Here is an 18,185-nt window from a genome sequence, read left to right as displayed (position 1 = left end):
CAGGAGTCGCGTATACGCGCGCGGCGAAAGTCGGCTGCCGGCAGTTAAGTAAAGGCTTCGTAAGCGCAACAATCGGGAGCGCTATACTGGCCATTCCTTCACCGCATCCCGATCCGCGGGCCCATCCTGCGGCGCAAGTCCAAAAATTGGCCGAACACGATCTAGAAAAACTCAAAATCGACCGGGGACCGTCTGCCGCCATGCCGCGGCGCCGGCGTAACTGGCTTCGTTATGTCATCGTCGTTGCGATTCTGCTCGCGCTCATCGGCGTGGCGTTTCGTCTCACCGGACCGCAAGCGGTGGAAACGGCCACTGTCACGTCCGTTTATCCGTCGCAGAGTTATACCCTTCTGAACGCCACCGGCTATGTCGTGCCGCAGCGCAAAGCGGCGGTTGCATCGAAAGGGCAAGGGCGTGTCGAATGGCTCGGCGTGCTCGAAGGCACGCCGGTCAAGGAAGGCCAGATCATCGCGCGGCTGGAGAGTAACGATGTGGCCGCGTCGCTGGCGCAGGCGCAAGCTCAGGTCAAGGTGGCGCGGGCCAATCTGGAGCTGCAGCGCGCCGAGCTGAAAAACGCCGAGGTCGATCTCAAACGCTACAAGATTCTCGCCCCGCAAGGCGCGATTCCGGCGACGCAGTACGACGCGGCGCTCGCCCGCTTCGACAAGGCCAGGGCGTCGATCAACAGCGACGAAGCCGCGATCGTCTCCGCGCAAGCGAACGCGCAGGCCGCGCAAGTGGCCGTCGATCAGACGGTGATCCGCGCGCCCTTCGACGGCGTCGTGCTCGAAAAGCACGCGAACGTCGGCGACAACATCACGCCGTTCTCGTCGGCGTCGGACAGCAAGGGCGCGGTCGTCACGATTGCCGATATGAAAACGCTCGAAGTCGAAGCAGACGTGGCGGAGTCGAACATCGCGCGCATCACCGTCGAACAGCCGTGCGAGATTCAGCTCGATGCGCTGCCTGACGTGCGTTTCGCGGGCCGCGTGTCGCGCATCGTGCCGACGGTCGATCGCTCGAAAGCCACCGTGCTCGTGAAAGTACGCTTCGTCGATCGCGATGCGCGCGTGTTGCCCGACATGTCCGCGAAAGTCGCGTTCCTGTCGAAGCCGGTGCCGCCGCAGGAGAAGAAGGCTGTGGTCGCGGTGCAGCCATCGACGGTCGTCACGCGCGACGGCAAGAAGGTCGTCTACGTGGTCGAACACGACACTGCGCGCGAAGTGCCTGTGACGACGGGCGAGCGCATCGGCGATCTGATGGCCGTGCAAGGCGTGAAGCCCGGCGACGTGCTCGTGCTCGCTCCCGGCGACAAGCTCAAGGACGGCGCCAAAGTCACGCTGGCGAAGAAATAGCGTGAATACGACGACTCTAGTCCAGATCAGCCACGTCGCTAAGTCTTACCGGCGCGGCGTGCAGATCGTGCCGGTGTTGACCGACATCACGCTCTCTATCGCGGAAGGAAATTTCGTCGCGTTGATGGGGCCTTCGGGTTCGGGCAAGAGCACCTTGCTCAATCTGATTGCGGGCATCGACCGGCCCGACAGCGGCGAGCTGCGCGTCGGCGGGCTCGATATCACGCGACTGCCCGAGGCTGCGCTTGCAGACTGGCGCGCGGCGAACGTCGGCTTCATCTTCCAGTTCTATAACCTGATGCCGGTGCTGTCCGCGTTCGAAAATGTCGAACTGCCGCTGATGCTCACGCGCCTCACGCGCCACGAGCGCAAGGAACGCGTCGCGATGGTGCTCGACATGGTCAACATGGCCGACCGCATGAGCCACTATCCGTCGGAGCTGTCGGGCGGGCAGCAGCAGCGCGTCGCGATTGCGCGGGCGCTGATCACGGACCCGAAGCTGATCGTCGCCGACGAGCCGACCGGCGATCTCGACCGCAACTCCGCCGCCGATGTCCTCGCGATGCTGCAACGTCTCAACGACAAGCTCGGCAAGACGATCATCATGGTGACGCACGACGCGCACGCGGCCGGCGCGGCAAAGGTGCTCGTGCATCTGGAGAAAGGCGAGCTGATCGATGGAACCACACCCTGAGCCATCATGTTCGTGCTCAAGCTGATCCTGCGCAACGCGCTGCGGCACAAGCTGCGCACCACGCTGACGGTGCTCGGACTGACCATTGCCGTGCTGGCTTATGGTCTGCTGCATACCGTCGTCGATGCGTGGTACGCGGGCGCGGCGGCGGCATCGAATGCGCGTCTTGTCACGCGCAATGCGATCTCGCTCGTGTTTCCGTTGCCGCTTGCCTACGAGAACCGCATACGCGGCGTCGACGGCGTGACGCTCGTCGCGCGCTCGAACTGGTTCGGCGGCGTTTATCGCGATCCGAAGAACTTCTTCGCGCAGTTCGCCGTGTCGGACAATTATCTGGATCTTTATCCCGAGTTCATTGTTTCGGATCAGCAGCGCGCGGATTATCAGCGTGACCGCAAAGGCGCGCTGATCGGCCGGCAGCTCGCGGATCAATACGGCTTCAAGGTCGGCGACGTGATTCCGCTCAAGGGCACGATCTATCCGGGCACGTGGGACTTCGTCGTGCGCGGCATCATGGAAGGCCGCGACGAATCGACGATCACGCGGCAACTGATTTTTCACTACGACTATCTCAACGAGACGATCCGCAAGAAGACCAAGCGCAACGTCGATCAGGTCGGCGTGTATGTGGTCGGCATCAAGAATCCGGACGAAGCCGCGGCCGTTTCGCGCAACATCGACAACGTGTTCAAGAACTCGCTCGCCGAAACGCTGACGGAAACCGAGCAGGCGTTTCAGCTCGGCTTCGTCGCGATGTCCAATCAGATTATCGCGGCGATACGGGTCGTATCTTATGTAGTCATCCTGATCATTATGGCTGTGATGGCAAACGCGATGGCGATGAGCGCGCGCGAGCGCATCACCGAATACGCGACGTTGAAGGCGCTCGGCTTCGGTCCAGCGTTCTTGTCGATGCTCGTGTTCGGTGAATCGATGGCGATCTGCGCAATCGGCGGCGGCATCGGCATTCTGGCGACACCGCCGATGGCCGAGGTCTTCAAGCACGCGACGGGCGGCGTCTTCCCGGTGTTCATGGTGTCGCGCGAGACGATGCTCCTGCAGGCCGCATGCGCCTTCGCCGTCGCGATGGCAGCGGCGATCGTGCCGGCGGTGCAGGCGAGCCGCGTGCGCATCGTCGAAGGCCTGCGGGCGATCGGCTGAGGACGCGCGATGGCCATTCCCGTTTCGTACGTCGCACGCAATCTCTGGGCACGCCGCCTCACGACGATGCTGACCGCGGGCGGTCTCGCGCTCGTCGTGTTCGTGTTCGCGACCGTGCTGATGCTCGATGCGGGCCTCAGGAAGACGCTCGTGTCGACGGGCGAACCGGACAACGTCGTCGTGATTCGCAAAGGCGCGGAAACGGAGATACAAAGCGCGATCGACCGCAATCAGGCGAACGTGATGGAGATGCATCCATCGGTTGCGATGAACGGCGATGGCGAGCCGCTCGCGTCGAAAGAAACCGTCGTGCTGATCTCGCTCACCAAGCTCGGCACCAACACGCCCGCCAACGTCGTGATTCGCGGCGTGTCGCCGATGGGCGTGCAATTGCGGCCGCAAGTGAAACTCACGGCGGGGCGCATGTTCAGGCGCGGATCGTCGGAAATCATCGTGGGCAGCAGCATCGCGAAGGGATTCGGCGGCACGCGCATCGGCGATCATCTGCGTTTCGCGCAGCGCGACTGGACCGTCGTCGGCCATTTCGATGCAGGCGGCAGCGGCTTCGATTCGGAAATCTGGGGCGATGTCGATCAGCTGATGCAATCGTTCCGGCGCACGAGCTTTTCGTCGATGGTCGTGCGACTCGCGCGCAGCGATGCGTTCGAGCGCTTCCGCGCGGATATCGACGTGGACCCGCGCCTCGCCGACGAAGCGAAGCGCGAACAGGTGTTCTACGGCGATCAGTCGAAGGCGCTGTCGAGCTTCATCAATATCCTCGGCTTCACGCTGTCGATCATCTTCTCGATCGCGGCAATGATCGGCGCGATGATCACGATGTACGCATCGGTGGCGAATCGCGTCGCGGAGATCGGAACCTTGCGCGCGCTCGGTTTCAAGCGCTTCGACGTGCTCGGCGCGTTCCTGCTCGAAGCGTTGTTGCTCGGGCTGGTCGGCGGCGTGGCCGGGCTGGGCTGCGCGGCGCTGATGCAATTCGCTTCGTTCTCGACGACCAATTTTCAGACCTTCGCGGATCTGTCGTTCCGCTTCATCCTGACGCCTTCGGTCGTCGCGAAGACGCTCGGCTTCTCGCTCGTCATGGGACTGGTCGGCGGATTCCTGCCCGCGATGCGCGCCTCACGCATGAATATCGTCGACGCATTGCGCGCGCGATGATCCGGTTTCATCGAACGGTCGATGCGAAAGTATTCAATATTCAGAATGCATAGTGCGGCGTAGAGTCAGGTTCATCCGAACTCGATTGCGAAGGAGCATCATCATGCCGCTCGTCAGGATTTCACTTTTGAAAGGCAAGCCGCGCGACCATATCCGCGCGATTTCCAACGGCGTGCATGAAGCGCTTGTCGAAGCCTTCAAGGTGCCCGCCGACGATCGCTTCCAGTTGATCGAAGAACACGAGCGCGATCACTTCATTTACGATGCCGGTTATCTCGGCATGGAACGAAGCGACGACGTCGTGTTCATCCACATCACCGCGAGCGACTGGCGCGACACGGCGACGAAGAAAGCGTTCTATAAGACATTGGTGGCCAAGCTCGCGGCATCGCCCGGACTGCGGCCCGATGACGTGATGATCGCGCTCGCGCCGAATCGCCGCGAAGACTGGTCCTTCGGACGCGGACTCGCGCAGTATGTGGAGGACGCGGCCTGAACCAACACCGCCAAGGAGACGAACCGCCGATGAACCCGACGACCCTGAAAGGCGCGTGCCACTGCGGCGCAGTCACCTTTGAAGTCGACACGCCGCCGGAGCCGGCCGTTCGCTGCAATTGCAGCTTCTGCCGGCGGCGCGGCGCGGTGATGTCGGCACCGTTCGTCAAGGAGAAGTTGCGCATCCTGTCGGGCGAGGATGAACTCACGCTTTATCAATTCAACACGCAGGTCGCAAAGCACTTCTTTTGCAAGCGCTGTGGAATTTACACGTTCCATCAGACGCGCTCGAATCCGGATGAGTGGCGCGTCAACCTCGGCTGCATCGATGATGTCGACGCTTATTCGCTCGATGCGCCCGTCAAAGACGGCGCAAGCAGTCCGGTCGTGAAGCCCGCATAAAGACTCCGTCACACGAGTGAAAGGCACCGGGAACGCCGCGTGCTGCGACCCGGCACCCACAAGCCGTTCGCGTTCGCTGTTCCGAGGCGCAACCGCGTTGCACAAGAACGGCGTTCGATAACAACATTCACACGGAGCGCCGTCATGGCACACAAGCCCACGAACGAACCCGACGCGATACGCCGCCGTCTGCTTGCCGCGCTTGCCGGCACGGCGATGCTTTCAGCATGCGGAGGCGGCGGCAGCGACGACGATTCCGGCACCGTCACGCCGACGAGCCCTATCGGCAACATTCCGCCCGATCGCGCGAATCTGCCGCGTCCGACGTTGCCTGCGGCGGCTACGTCGGGCATCGATCACATCGTCCTCGTCACGATGGAGAACCGCTCCTTCGATCACATGCTGGGCTGGGTGCCGGGCGTGGAGGGCGTGCAGGCGGGCAAGCAATTCACCGATGCTTTCGGCGAGACACAATCGACATTCTCGCTTTCCGGCAACCCGGCGTTTGGCTTTCAGGGCTGCCAGTTCGCGGACCCCAATCACGAATACGACGCCGGCCGCACGCATCTGGCGAATGGCGCGATGAACGGCTTCCTGCTGACGCCCGATACGAACAAGACGCGCGGCGATCTGCTGCCGATCGGTTACTTCACGGGCAGCGATCTCGAGTTCTATCGGCAGGCGGTGACGCAATACACCGTCTGCGATTACTACATGAGCGGCATTCTCTCCGATACGTTCCCGAACCGGGTGTACCTGCATAGCGGCGAGACGGATCGTCTGAGCGACACGCTGGATACATCGTCGCTATCGACGATCTGGGATCGGCTCGATGCAAAGAACGTCACGTCGAAATACTACTTCCACGACGTGCCGTTCACGGCGCTTTATGGCACGCGTTATGTGGACCGCTCGAAGCTCTTTTCCGAATTCCTGTCCGATGCGGCGGGCGGCAATCTGCCGTCGTTCTGTATGGTCGATCCGAGCTTCGGCGGCGAGGCGAACGGCACGTCCAACGACGATCATCCTCATGCCGATGTGCGCAACGGCCAGGTGCTGCTCGCGCAAATCTACGAAGCCCTGCGCACGAGCCCGAACTGGAGCAAGACGCTGATGATCATCGTCTATGACGAATGGGGCGGCTTCTTCGAGCATGTCGCGCCGCCGGTCAAGTCGTTGTCGTCGGCGGAACAGAAGCTCGGCAACGACGGGCGCCTGGGCTTTCGCGTGCCCTGCATGTTGCTAGGACCGCGCGTGCGCGCGAACAACGTGTCGCGCTATCCGTTCGATCCGAGTTCGATTCATCAACTGATCGCGTGGCGCTTCGGGCTCGATCCGCTGGGCACGCGTGCGAGCGATCCGACGACCTTCAACATGGCCTATGCGCTCGATCTCACCGACGCGCCGCGCACCGATGCACCCGCGCTCACGGTCGCCCAGGGCCCGTTCGGCCTCGCGTGCTCGAACACGCCCGCGAGCGGAACGGGTATCGGCACCGTCGACAAGTCGCAGACGGCGAAAGCAGCGGAAGGCGCATCGCAGACGGCGACCCCGGGCGGCCGCTTCGCCGACTTGCGCGCCAAGGCAACGACGCTGGGCTTTCCTTCTTCCTGATCCCCGCGTTATGCGACGCGCGCGAAGCAGAGCGTCATGAGGACCGAGTCGTGATACACGCCGTCGATCTTCAGCGCACGCGGCTCGCGCGCATACTCGACGAACCCCGCCGCACGATATAGCTGGATCGCCGCGAGATTGTCCGGCGCGACTTCGAGCTTGATTTCATCGACGATCCCGCGCGCATGCGCAAGCACGCTCTCGACGAGCGCAGCGGCCAGGCCCGTGCCGCGCGCGTTTTCGCGCACGTACATGCCCCACAGAATGCCCTTGTGCCTGAGCTTCGCGCCCGGCGGCACGAGCAGTCCGGCTACGCCGGCAAGCATGCCATCGCGGGAAAAACCGCCGAAAACCGCGTGATCCGCGATCCGTGCGCCGAACCATTCGAGCGGCCGCGTATGTTCGTCGTCATACGAAGCGCCGAACGACGCGGGGTGACGTTGCAGGCCTTCGAGACGAACGTCGCGGAACGCTTGTGCGTCGGCGGGCGTGAGGCGTCTGATCGGCGGGGCGATGGCATTTTGCATGATGCATGCAATGAACAATTCGAAGCATCCATCATAGCCGCGCCTGAGACGCTCGCATCGCGATTCACGATTATTGTGTCGCTTCTGCTTTATCTCGAAGTAATCCTAAAAGCTATATCGATCGGACAAGTCGCACAGTTCTTGGGCGATGCTGGCGGTAATGAGACCCGTCGTTCCGATGCCGAGCGAATTGGCGCGAGTCGAATTTTGCTCCTCCCTCCCTCAACGGCGATCGGAAATAAATACTTAAAATATGATCCGGTTATATTTTGTTGGGTAAATTCAACCTGTCGATCAATCATGAAAAAACGCGCTTTGTTGCGTGCCGCGTGCTTTACAAAGCAGAGGGATTCCAATATTGCTTGCCCGGAACGATCCTCGACGAACGACAAAGGGAACACGCCCATGACCCGTCTGACTCGAAAGTTCGCGTGCCTCGTCGCACTCGCATTGATCTCGAGTTCGTTCGCACTCGCGTGCACGCGTGCACTTTATGTCGGCGACAAAGGCCTCGTGATAACAGGCCGTTCGATGGACTGGTCCGAGGACATGCGTTCGAATCTGTGGGTAATGCCCGCGGGCATCGAGCGAGACGGTAATGCCGGTCCCCGTTCGATCAAATGGAAATCGAAGTACGGCAGCGTGGTGGTGTCGGGTTACGAAATCGGCACGGTCGATGGCATGAACGAACGCGGACTTGTCGCCAATGCGCTCTATCTCGCGGAGACCGATTACGGCAAGCCCGATCCAAAACGCGATCCGATGTCGATCAGCCTGTGGGCGCAATACGCGCTCGATAACTTTGCGACCGTCGGGCAAGCGGTGTATGTGTTATCCCGCGAGCCGTTTCAGATCATCGCGCCGCCGCTGCCCAACGGCAAACCGCTGACGATCCATCTTTCGCTTTCGGATGCACACGGCGATTCGGCGATCTTCGAGTATCTCAACGGCAAGCTCATCATCCATCAGAGCAAGAAGTACAAGGTCATGACGAACTCGCCGATCTACGATGACCAGCTTGCCATCGATACCTATTGGAAGAGCGTCGGCGGAATGCAATTCTTGCCGGGCACGAACCGCGCGGCGGACCGCTTCGTGCGCACGTCGTTTCTACTCGAAGCCATTCCCAAGCGCGCCGATCCGAACTACATGGCGGGCGTGCCGCAGAAGGCGTATGCGTTTCAGGCGGTCGCGAGCGTGATGAGCCTGATGCGCTCGGTGAGCGTGCCGCTTGGCATCAGCACGCCGGAGCAGCCGAATCTTTCTTCCACGATATGGCGCACGGTGTCCGATCAGCAGAACCTCGTCTATTACTTCGATTCCGCCACGCGCCCGGATACCTTCTGGGTGTCGCTGAAAAAACTCAACCTGAATCCGGGCGCGCCTGTCATGAAGCTGACCATCGACGCGGGGCAGGTCTTCTCGGGCGAAACGGCGGGAAGCTTCGTCGCGACGCAGCCGTTTGAGTTCATGCCGGCGAAGGCGCCTTGATGCGGTGTTGTCGTCACTCGACACGAAACGAGGCATCGAATTCGCCCGCGCAGGTAAAATAACGTCCTTTTGCCCCCGGTGATCCTGTGCAAGGCACGAAGCGCACGGCATTCAGCGGCCCGGCGCTCGTTCGCCTGCTGGCACATTTTGCCGATCTCGACGTTCAAGAACCCGCTCAATCGCTCGCGGACCGCCTGAGCCAATGGCTTGGCTGGACCGATGCGATTGCGCTGTCCACCGCGCTCGCAGCCGATCCGCCCGCCATGTCCGGCGCGCGATCCGTCCCCCGCGATGTGGAAGAAGAGTGCGCGCGCGTTCGGAGCTCGCTCGCGGGCGCGTTCGCACGCGAGGAAGCGGCCGCGCGCCGCAGGCATCGTGCTCCGGTGCAGCCGTCGCCGGACGATCCGCCCGTCGACTACGCTGACTTTCGTCAGCGCTATATGTCGTTGCAACAGGCGATGGAATCCGACATCGGCGCGCTGCGCACGCGTTTGCGATCGATGCTCGCGACGAAATCGTCCGACATGGCGCGCCTCGCCGTCGTCGATGCCATGATAGAACAGGCACTGAGCGCGCGCGAGCGCAGTCTGCTCAGCAACGTGCCCGCTCTGCTCGGCAAGCATTTCGAGCGCCTCAAGAGCGCTCATGCTGCTACGGAAACGTCCGCGCCCAACGCATGGCTCGACGTGTTCCGCAAGGATCTGCAAAGCGTGCTGCTCGCCGAACTGGATGTTCGTTTTCAACCGATCGAAGGCTTGCTCGTGGCTCTTCGCCCCCGCTAACTGGCTCGCTATGCCCCGAAATCTTTTGAACATCGTTGTTTTCTCAGTTGGCCTTGCCGCGGTGCTCGGCATCGGCATTGCGTATATCGCGTCGAATGCGATCGCGTTTGCCGTGACGCTCGTGATCGCCGGCTGCTATCTCGCGGGCGCGGCGGAATTGCGCCGCTATCAGCAGGTCACCGGCTCGCTCGAACAGGCCGTCGCGCAACTCGCGAGCGCCCCGCGCAGTTTTACCGTGTGGCTCGATAACCTTCATCCGAGTCTGCGCAATGCGGTGCGTCTGCGCGTCGAAGGCGAGCGCGCGGCATTGCCCGGTCCGGTGCTCGCGCCGTATCTCGTCGGCCTGCTCGTGTTGCTCGGCATGCTCGGCACGCTGCTCGGCATGGTCGCCACGTTGCGCGGCACCGGCACGGCATTGCAAAGCGCATCGGATCTCACGGCGATCCGCGCATCGCTCGCTGCGCCGGTCACGGGCCTGAGCTTCGCGTTCGGCACGTCGATCGCGGGCGTCGCGACATCCGCGATGCTCGGTCTGCTGTCCGCGCTTTGCCGTCGCGAACGTCTGCACGTCACGCAGCAACTCGACGCGAAGATCGCGACGACGTTGCGCGTGTTCACGCAAGCGCATCAGCGCGACGAAACCTTCAAGCTGCTGCAGCTTCAGACCGAATTGATGCCGAAGCTCGTCGATCGCCTTCAGTCGATGACCATCGCGATCGAACAGCAAAGCCGCGCCGCGAGCGAGCGCCAGATCGCGAGTCAGGATGAGTTTCATGCGAAAGCGGAGACGTCGTATCGACGATTGGCGAACTCGGTCGAATTGTCGTTGAAGCAAAGCGTCGCCGATAGCGCTCGCGCCGCGAGCGCCGCGTTGCAACCGGTCATGCAGGCGACGATGGACGGCATCGCGCGCGAAGTCACCGCGTTGCATGGCAACGTCGAGCAAGCGGTTGCGCGTCAGTTGCAGGGATTGTCGAGCGGCTTCGAGGCATCGTCGGCGAAGGTCGCGGATATCTGGAACGCGTCGCTCGCGAAGCACGCGCAATCGAATGCGGCACTCGTCGGCGAGATGAGCGTGTCGTTCGATCGCTTCGCGCATGCATTCGAAGCGCGCGCGACGAATCTCGTCGACGGCGTGTCCGCGCAAATGGATCGCGTGTCGGGCGCGATGGCGTCGTCGGTGGCGAAGCACGAACAATCGAGCGATGCGCTTGTCGCGCGCATGGATGCATCGATGGAACGCTTCGCACAGACTTTCGATACGCGTTCGTCCGGCTTGATCGACGATGTTGCCGCGCGCCTCGAAACCGCGACGGGCAACATGTCGCAAGCATGGAACGATGCGCTCGCACAGCACGCAAGCGCCAGCGAGCAGGCCGCCGCGCAGAACCAGCATGCATTGAGGACGGCCACCGCGACCTTCGAGCAACACGCAGCGGCGCTCGTGCAAACTGTCGGTCGATCGCATGCGGACTTGCGCGCCGAACTCGCGCAACAGGGCGAAGCGCGCCTTGCTGCATGGAGTGGCGCGCTCGACACGATGGCCGGCTCGTTACGCGAGCAATGGCAGGAAACCAGCGCGGTTGCCGCGAATCGTCAAAAGGACATCTGCGACGCGCTCGCGCAAACCGCGCGCGACATGTCCACGCAATCGCAGACGCATGCGAACGCGACCATCGCGGAGATCGAGCGGCTCGTGCAGGCCGCATCGGAAGCGCCGAAGGCCGCCGCCGAAGTCGTCGCCGAAATGCGTCAGAAGCTATCCGATTCGATGGTCCGCGACACTGCGATGCTCGATGAGCGCAGCCGTCTGCTGGCCACGGTCGAAACGCTGCTCGATGCCGTGAATCTCGCGTCGAACGAGCAACGCGCCGCGATCGACGCATTGGTCGATACATCGGCAACGTTGCTGGAACGCGTCGGCGCGCGGTTCACCGGCACCGTGGAAACGGAAGCCGGCAAGCTCGGTTCGATGGCCGCGCAAGTGACGACCAGCGCCGTCGAAATGGCGAGCCTCTCGGATGCGTTCGGCGCGGCCGTGCAGACCTTCGGCGAATCGAACGACAAGCTCGTCGCGCATCTCGAACGGATCGAAAGCGCGCTCGACAAATCGCTTGCTCGCAGCGACGAACAACTCGCGTATTACGTTGCGCAGGCGAAGGAAGTCATCGATCTGAGCATGATGTCGCAGAAGCAGATCGTCGAGGACTTGCAGCATATCGCGGGACAACGCGTGTCCGGAGCGCGCGCGGCATGAACGAGGAAATCGACGGCGGCGCGGAACACGCCGCGCCGATCTGGGCCGCGTTCGCCGATCTGATGTCGGTGCTGCTGGGCGCGTTCGTGTTGATACTCGTCGGCGTGATCGGCGTGCAGTTGCAACTCGAAAACAAGCTCGACGAAGAGGTGAGGCATCGGCAGGAGGAAACGCAACGCCGCAAGACGCTGGAACAGGCGCTCGCGGGGCCGCTGGCATCGGGCCGCGTGACGCTCGTGAACGGGCGCATCGGCATCAGCGGCAGCGTGCTCTTCGCGCTCAACTCCGACCAGTTGCAGCCGCAAGGCCGCGATGTGCTGAAGAGCCTTGCGGGGCCGCTTTCCACGTATCTGCGCGCGCATGAGGAGATCCTCATGGTGAGCGGTTTCGCCGACGATCAACAGGTCCATGAAGGCAACCGGCGTTTCGCCGATAACTGGGAGCTCTCGGCCAAACGCGCGTTGACGGTCACGCGCGCCTTGATCGATGCGGGCGTGCCTGCATCGTCCGTGTTCGCGGCGGCGTTCGGCTCGGAGCAGCCTGTGAGTTCCAACGCCGATGAAGTCGGGCGCGCGAAGAATCGCCGCGTGGAGATATCCGCTGTGCCGCGTTCTTCGGATGGCGCGGTAAAGGCTCATGACTGACGCGACGCCCGCACGTGCGATGCTCGACGCGTGGCGCGCGAACGGCGACGATCGCGCAAACCCCGTGCGCTTCCATCTCATCGATGCATTGGACAAGCGCGCGGCCGCGTATGAAGGCGAGACGCGTCGTCTGCTCGATCAGCGTATCGCACGATTGCTCGATGCGTATCGGATCGATATCGAACGCGCGGCATGGCCCGATGCATCTAAAGATGGCGGCGAACGCGGACCGCTTGCCACGCTCGTCGACGACATCGCGAAGGCGTCTTCGATGCACGAGACATCGCACGCGGAACTGCTCGAATATTTTCGCGCGGTATGGTCGAAAGTCAGCGCGGAAAAACAATTGCGCGATTCGCTCGCGCAGGTGCCGAAGAATGCGGGACCGCTCAATTCGAGCAGTCTCGTGCATCGTTCATTGTCGTTCATGCGCGAAGTATCGCCGGGTTATCTTCAGCAATTTCTCGCCTACGTCGATGCACTTTCGTGGATGGAAGAGATGAACGGACCGGGCGTGATCGTCGCGAAAGAGATTGCGGCCGCGAAGAAAGGCGGCCGCAAAAAGAAGTGACGAACGCTCCGCGCGATCCGTTGAACCGCGCGGCATGCAAGTGTTACGCGAGCCAGCCTTTGATCGTGCTCGACATTACGTTCGTCGAAATACCGTAGCGATCGTGCAGCGTGGGCAGCGCGCCTGCATCGAGGAAAGCATCGGGCAGCGCGATCTGACGATACGTGGGGGCAACACCCGCGGTAAGCAGCGCAGTAGCCACCGCTTCGCCCAGTCCGCCGATCACCGTATGGTTCTCAGCCACCACGACGAGACGCCCCGAACGCTTCGCCTCGCGGACGATCGTTTCCGTATCGAGCGGCTTTATCGTCGGCACGTGCAGCACGGAGACGTCGACGCTATCGGCTTGCAACGCCTCGGCGGTTTCCAACGCGCGCATCGTCAGGATGCCTGATGAAATGATCAGAACGTCGCGGCCATCGCGCAGAAGCTTGGCTTTCCCCAATTCAAACCGATAGCCGTATTCGTCAAGCACGGCGGGAACATTGCCGCGCAACAGACGCGCATAGACCGGCCCTTTGTGCGCGGCGATTGCGGGCACCATCTGCTCGATATCGAGCGCGTCGCACGGATCGATCACGGTCATGTTCGGCATCGCGCGCATCAACGCGAGGTCTTCAGCGGCCTGATGGCTCGGGCCGTAACCCGTCGTCAGTCCGGGCAGCGCGGCGACGATCTTCACGTCGAGATTGTCTTCCGCGATCGTTTGATGGATGAAGTCATACGCGCGGCGCGTCGCGAACACCGCATACGTGGTGACGAACGGCTGCGCGCCTTCATGTGCGAATCCCGCCGCCGCGCCCATCAGCAATTGCTCGGCCATGCCCATCTGATAATAACGCTCGGGAAACGCCTTCGCGAAGATATGCAGGTCCGTGTACTTGCCGAGATCGGCTGTCATGCCGATGATATTCGTCTTCGTGCGCGCCTCTTCGACGAGTGCATGGCCGAAGGGCGCAGATCGCGTGACCTGTCCTTCGCTTGCGATCGACGCGATCATCGCGGACGTTTTCAGACGGGTGCTCATGCTTGTCTCCCTGCTTCGAGTGCTTCGAGCGCCAGTTGCCATTCATGGGCATCGACGCGGATGAAATGGTTTTTCTCGCGTTGTTCGAGGAAGGGCACGCCGCAGCCCATCTTCGTATCGCACACGATGATGCGCGGCTTCGCGTCCTGAAGATTGCGCGCGTTGTCGAAGGCCGCTTTCACGGCGTCGATATCGTTGCCGTCCACGCGCTGCACGTACCAGCCGAACGCTTCTAGCTTTTCGACGAGTGGCTCGAACGACATGATCTGCGTAGAAGGTCCATCGGCTTGCTGATTGTTCACGTCGACCATTGCGATGAGATTGTCGAGCTTCCAGTGCGCCGCCGACATGAGGCCTTCCCAGATCGAGCCTTCGTCGAGTTCGCCATCGGAGAAGAGCGTGTAGACGAAGGACTTCGAGCCCTTGCGCTTGAGGCCGAGGCAACGGCCCACCGCGATCGTGAGACCTTGCCCGAGCGAGCCGCCCGACATTTCCATGCCCGGCGTGTAGCTCGCCATGCCGGACATCGGCAAACGGCTGTCGTCGCTGCCATAGGTTTCGAGTTCTTCTTGCGGCAGGATGCCCGCTTCGAACAAGGCGGCGTACAGCGCGATCGCATAGTGACCGTTCGACAGCAGGAAGCGGTCGCGGCCTTCCCATTCCGGATCTTCCGGGCGATAGTTCATTGCGCCGAAGTAGGCGACGGCGAGTACATCGGCGATATCGAGTGCCTGACCGATATAGCCCTGGCCCTGCACTTCGCCCATCAGAAGCGCGTTGCGACGGATACGATAGGCGCGCTCGGCGAGCGTCACCTCCTCGATGACTGGAGTGCTCATGCGTTGTCCCCTTGAATGGATGGAATCAGCGGTTGACCGTTTTGGCGGGCACGAAGAACACGAGCACCGAGCCGATCACGATCGCTATTGAAATGAAGATCAGGCCCGCGGTCGATTTGCCCGTGAAGTCGTTGAGCCAGCCGACGATAGCCGGCGAGAAAAAGCCCGCGAGATTGGCGAAGCAGTTGACCGCCGCGATGCCCGCTGCCGCCGACATGCCGCCGAGCACCGCCGTTGGCAGCGACCAGAATTGCGACGACGACGCGAGGATGCCCGCCGCCGCGATGCTCACGCAGATGATCGATGCGCCCACGCTGCCGAGCATCGGCAAGGTGGCGAAGCCGGCTGCGGACACGAGCATCGGAATCGCGAGATGCAGGCGGCGTTCGCGGCGCTTGTCGGCACTTGCGCCGATCAGAGGCAGCGCAACGATCGCGCAGAGATACGGAATCGCGGTGAGAATGCCGACCCACAGCGGGTCCGCCACGCCGGTGCGACGAACGATCGTCGGCAGCCAGAACGTGAGTCCGTACTGACCCATCACGACGCAGAAGTAGATTGCGGCCATCAACCACAAACGACGATCGCCGATGAACGCGCGGATCGATACATGCTTGACCGTCTGCGCGTTGTCCTTTTCGACATTGCGTCTGAGCAACGCCTTTTCATCGTCGTTGAGCCACTTCGCGCCGGCGATGCCGTTGTCGAGATAGAACAGGATCGCGACACCGAGAAAGAGCGAAGGCAGCGCTTCGAGCATGAACAGCCACTTCCATCCTGCAAGCCCGTGCACGCCCTGTAACGCATGCATGATGTAGCCGGACAGCGGCCCGCCGACGATGCCCGCAAGCGGAATCGCCATGAAGAACAGCGAGAGCGCCTTGGCGCGACGCGCGGCGGGAAACCAGTACGTGAGATAGAGAATCACGCCCGGCGCGAAGCCCGCTTCGGCGACGCCGAGCAGAAAGCGCAACACGTAGAAGATGGTCGGTGATTTGACGAACACGAAGCTCGCGGAGATCACGGCCCACGTCAGCATGATGCGTGCGAGCCAGTTGCGCGCGCCCACCTTATGCAGGATGACGTTGCTGGGTACCTCGAAAAGAAAGTAGCCGAGAAAGAAGATGCCCGCGCCAATCCCGTAGATGGTTTCGCTGAAGCGCAGATCATTGAGCATCTGCAACTTGGCGAAGCCGACGTTCACGCGATCCAGATACGCGCCGAGATAACACAGCATCAGAAACGGAATCAGGCGGCGTCCGACCTTGGCATAGGTCTTTGCTTCGAAGCTGGTCGCATCATCGGACGATGCGAATTCGGCGCTTACCGCGGCCGCGGATAACTTTGATTTCATAGGTGTCTCCATCCATGTTCGGCGCCCTGGTTTCCAGGTGCGCGTGCGTGCAATCAATGAATCAACATGCCGCCGTTGACATCGAGCGTGACGCCGGTGAGATAAGACGAAAGATCGCTCGTGAGAAAGAGACAGGCATTGGCGATATCCGCCGCATCGCCGAGGCGGCCGAGCGGAATGCCTTTGATGATGTCCGCGCGCATTTCAGGCGTGAGCTTGCCGCCCGTGATATCGGTTTGAATGAGGCCCGGCGTGATCGAATTCACGCGGATACCGTCCGCGCCGAATTCGCGCGCCATCGCCTTCGCGAGACCGAGCACGCCGGCCTTCGCCGCGCTGTAATGCGGCCCGCCGAAGATGCCGCCGCCACGTTGCGCCGATACCGACGACATGCACACGATGCTGCCGCTCTTCTGCTTTTTCATCTGCGGAATCACGGCCTGCGACATATACAGCGTGCCGCGGAGATTCACGTCGACGACGGCATCGAAGTTATCCGCGCCGATCTCCAGCGTCTTGATCGGCTGCGTGATGCCCGCGTTGTTGATGAGCGCGTCGATGCGCCCGTACTTCTCGATCGTCGCATTCGCGGCGGCGACGCATGCGGCTTTGTCGGTCACGTCGCACGCGAGGCCGAGATGGCCTTCACCGAGATCGTCGGCGGCGCTCTGCGCATCGGCTTCCTTCAGGTCCAGCACGACGATGCGCGCGCCTTGCGCCGCGAGCGCCTTCGCCGTCGCCTTGCCGATTCCACGCGCCGAAGCCGCGCCCGTGACGATCACTACATGGTTCTCGAGCAACATCGTTGTCTCCGTTGATTGTCTGGTGTAGGCGCAGTGTCTCCGCCTTCGACCTGACGATCAACGCAGTTTGGCTCAACTATTGCTGAGAAATTTTCAGGTATCGATGCGTCGTTCGATTTGCTGATCCATCCACGCGAGGAACTTGGCCACGCGCGGTAATCCGGCATTCTGGCTCGGGTAAACCAGATGATGCGCGCCGACTTCGACCGCATATTCGCTGCTGAACACGGGCACGAGCGAGCCGCGTTGAAGATGTCCCGAAGCGAGCATCGTGCTTTCGAGCGCAATGCCATGACCGAGCGCGGCCGCTTCGAGCGACATGTACGAACGGTCGAACGAGAAGTCGAATGCCTTGCGCTTCACCGCGACGCCGAACTTGCCGAACCACTGCTGCCATTGCACGAGCGGCGACTCGGAGAGAATCAAACGCCGGTCCAGCAGATCATCGGGCGACGATACGGGAAAGCGCTCCAGATACGCGCGCGATGCGAGGGGTGCGATGGTTTCATGCCGCAGCGTCTTCACTTCGACATCGGTCCAATGCGCATAGCCATGACGCACGGCGATGTCGTAATAGCCCGATGTGAACGACACATCTTCATATGAGCACGCGAGATTCATTTGAATGTCGCCATTCGCTTCCTGAAACGCGGCAAGACGCGGCAATAGCCACATGAGGCCGAAGCTAGGACTCGAATGGATGCGCAGAATCTCGACGGACGTTTCGCTCGATGCGCGCTCGGTTGCGCGATTCAGTTCGGCGAGCGCGCCGGTGACGTCGGAAAGATATTGCGTGCCGGTCGGCGTGAGCACGAGGCCACGACCGAGCCTCGTGAACAACGGCCGCCCGACGATGCTCTCGAGATTCGCCAGTTGATGACTGACGGCGGACGGCGTGAGGCCGAGTTCATCCGCGGCGCGGTTCACGCTCTTCGTGCGCGCGACGCTTTCGAACGCAATGATGGATTTGAGCGGAGGCAGACGCATGAGCGC

The 18,185-nt window shown here is 62.0% G+C and carries 18 protein-coding genes; 12 read left to right on the top strand and 6 right to left on the bottom strand.

Annotated elements, in window-relative coordinates; genetic code table 11:
- Nucleotides 1-200: 200 nt before the first annotated feature.
- The 7 genes from AWB76_RS05505 (at nucleotide 201) to AWB76_RS05475 (ending at nucleotide 6,897) form a co-directional block, all read left to right on the top strand.
- A complete protein-coding gene (locus tag AWB76_RS05505) occupies nucleotides 201-1,355 on the top strand; it encodes an efflux RND transporter periplasmic adaptor subunit (RefSeq protein ID WP_244173232.1) in 1,155 nt (384 codons plus the stop codon).
- 1 nt (nucleotide 1,356) lies between these two features.
- Nucleotides 1,357-2,049, top strand: coding sequence for an ABC transporter ATP-binding protein (locus AWB76_RS05500; protein WP_061159121.1), 693 nt, complete (start codon nucleotides 1,357-1,359; stop codon nucleotides 2,047-2,049).
- Between the two features lie 6 nt (nucleotides 2,050-2,055).
- Complete coding sequence (locus tag AWB76_RS05495) at nucleotides 2,056-3,210, top strand: ABC transporter permease (protein WP_061159120.1); 1,155 nt, start codon at nucleotides 2,056-2,058, stop codon at nucleotides 3,208-3,210.
- A 9-nt stretch (nucleotides 3,211-3,219) separates the two neighbouring features.
- On the top strand, nucleotides 3,220-4,386 hold the full coding sequence (locus tag AWB76_RS05490; RefSeq protein ID WP_061159119.1) for an ABC transporter permease: 1,167 nt from the start codon (nucleotides 3,220-3,222) through the stop codon (nucleotides 4,384-4,386).
- Between the two features lie 103 nt (nucleotides 4,387-4,489).
- Complete coding sequence (locus AWB76_RS05485) at nucleotides 4,490-4,882, top strand: tautomerase family protein (protein ID WP_061159118.1); 393 nt, start codon at nucleotides 4,490-4,492, stop codon at nucleotides 4,880-4,882.
- Nucleotides 4,883-4,911: 29 nt separating this feature from the next.
- Nucleotides 4,912-5,283 (top strand): GFA family protein, encoded by a 372-nt coding sequence (locus AWB76_RS05480; RefSeq protein ID WP_061159117.1) that lies wholly within the window; start codon nucleotides 4,912-4,914, stop codon nucleotides 5,281-5,283.
- Between the two features lie 144 nt (nucleotides 5,284-5,427).
- The gene (locus AWB76_RS05475; protein ID WP_061159116.1) at nucleotides 5,428-6,897 is read left to right on the top strand and encodes an alkaline phosphatase family protein; all 1,470 of its coding nucleotides are present in this window, start codon (nucleotides 5,428-5,430) and stop codon (nucleotides 6,895-6,897) included.
- Nucleotides 6,898-6,905: 8 nt separating this feature from the next.
- Here AWB76_RS05475 and AWB76_RS05470 read toward each other — a convergent pair whose 3' ends face one another.
- On the bottom strand, nucleotides 6,906-7,424 hold the full coding sequence (locus AWB76_RS05470) for a GNAT family N-acetyltransferase (protein ID WP_061159412.1): 519 nt from the start codon (nucleotides 7,422-7,424) through the stop codon (nucleotides 6,906-6,908).
- A 405-nt stretch (nucleotides 7,425-7,829) separates the two neighbouring features.
- Between AWB76_RS05470 and AWB76_RS05465 the strand changes: the two genes are divergently transcribed.
- The 5 genes from AWB76_RS05465 to AWB76_RS05445 all read left to right on the top strand — a co-directional run bounded on the left by AWB76_RS05465 (nucleotide 7,830) and on the right by AWB76_RS05445 (nucleotide 13,169).
- Nucleotides 7,830-8,915 (top strand): linear amide C-N hydrolase, encoded by a 1,086-nt coding sequence (locus tag AWB76_RS05465; protein ID WP_061159115.1) that lies wholly within the window; start codon nucleotides 7,830-7,832, stop codon nucleotides 8,913-8,915.
- 86 nt (nucleotides 8,916-9,001) lie between these two features.
- Complete coding sequence (locus AWB76_RS05460) at nucleotides 9,002-9,697, top strand: DUF3348 domain-containing protein (protein ID WP_061159114.1); 696 nt, start codon at nucleotides 9,002-9,004, stop codon at nucleotides 9,695-9,697.
- A 10-nt stretch (nucleotides 9,698-9,707) separates the two neighbouring features.
- Nucleotides 9,708-11,954: a DUF802 domain-containing protein gene (locus tag AWB76_RS05455; protein WP_061159113.1), complete on the top strand. Its 2,247-nt coding sequence runs from the start codon at nucleotides 9,708-9,710 to the stop codon at nucleotides 11,952-11,954.
- The gene (locus AWB76_RS05450) at nucleotides 11,951-12,598 is read left to right on the top strand and encodes an OmpA family protein (RefSeq protein WP_061159112.1); all 648 of its coding nucleotides are present in this window, start codon (nucleotides 11,951-11,953) and stop codon (nucleotides 12,596-12,598) included. Before AWB76_RS05455 ends, AWB76_RS05450 begins: the two co-directional genes overlap by 4 nt.
- The gene (locus AWB76_RS05445; RefSeq protein ID WP_061159111.1) at nucleotides 12,591-13,169 is read left to right on the top strand and encodes a DUF2894 domain-containing protein; all 579 of its coding nucleotides are present in this window, start codon (nucleotides 12,591-12,593) and stop codon (nucleotides 13,167-13,169) included. Before AWB76_RS05450 ends, AWB76_RS05445 begins: the two co-directional genes overlap by 8 nt.
- A gap of 43 nt (nucleotides 13,170-13,212) precedes the next feature.
- Here the strand turns inward: AWB76_RS05445 and AWB76_RS05440 are convergent, their stop codons facing one another.
- The 5 genes from AWB76_RS05440 to AWB76_RS05420 all read right to left on the bottom strand — a co-directional run bounded on the left by AWB76_RS05440 (nucleotide 13,213) and on the right by AWB76_RS05420 (nucleotide 18,179).
- Entirely contained in the window at nucleotides 13,213-14,196 is a 984-nt protein-coding gene (locus AWB76_RS05440; RefSeq protein WP_061159110.1) for a transketolase family protein, read from the bottom strand.
- On the bottom strand, nucleotides 14,193-15,035 hold the full coding sequence (locus AWB76_RS05435) for a transketolase (protein WP_061159109.1): 843 nt from the start codon (nucleotides 15,033-15,035) through the stop codon (nucleotides 14,193-14,195). The genes AWB76_RS05440 and AWB76_RS05435 overlap by 4 nt, the downstream gene beginning before the upstream one ends.
- A gap of 25 nt (nucleotides 15,036-15,060) precedes the next feature.
- A complete protein-coding gene (locus AWB76_RS05430) occupies nucleotides 15,061-16,389 on the bottom strand; it encodes an MFS transporter (protein WP_061159108.1) in 1,329 nt (442 codons plus the stop codon).
- A 53-nt stretch (nucleotides 16,390-16,442) separates the two neighbouring features.
- On the bottom strand, nucleotides 16,443-17,192 hold the full coding sequence (locus AWB76_RS05425) for an SDR family NAD(P)-dependent oxidoreductase (RefSeq protein WP_061159107.1): 750 nt from the start codon (nucleotides 17,190-17,192) through the stop codon (nucleotides 16,443-16,445).
- Nucleotides 17,193-17,285: 93 nt separating this feature from the next.
- A complete protein-coding gene (locus AWB76_RS05420) occupies nucleotides 17,286-18,179 on the bottom strand; it encodes a LysR substrate-binding domain-containing protein (protein ID WP_061159106.1) in 894 nt (297 codons plus the stop codon).
- Between the last annotated feature and the right edge of the window lie 6 nt (nucleotides 18,180-18,185).

The sequence above is a fragment of the Caballeronia temeraria genome (genome assembly GCF_001544795.2).
In the GTDB taxonomy this organism is placed as follows: domain Bacteria; phylum Pseudomonadota; class Gammaproteobacteria; order Burkholderiales; family Burkholderiaceae; genus Caballeronia; species Caballeronia temeraria.
Note: the sequence above shows the minus strand (reverse complement) of the source record. Positions and strands in the feature narration are given on the sequence as shown.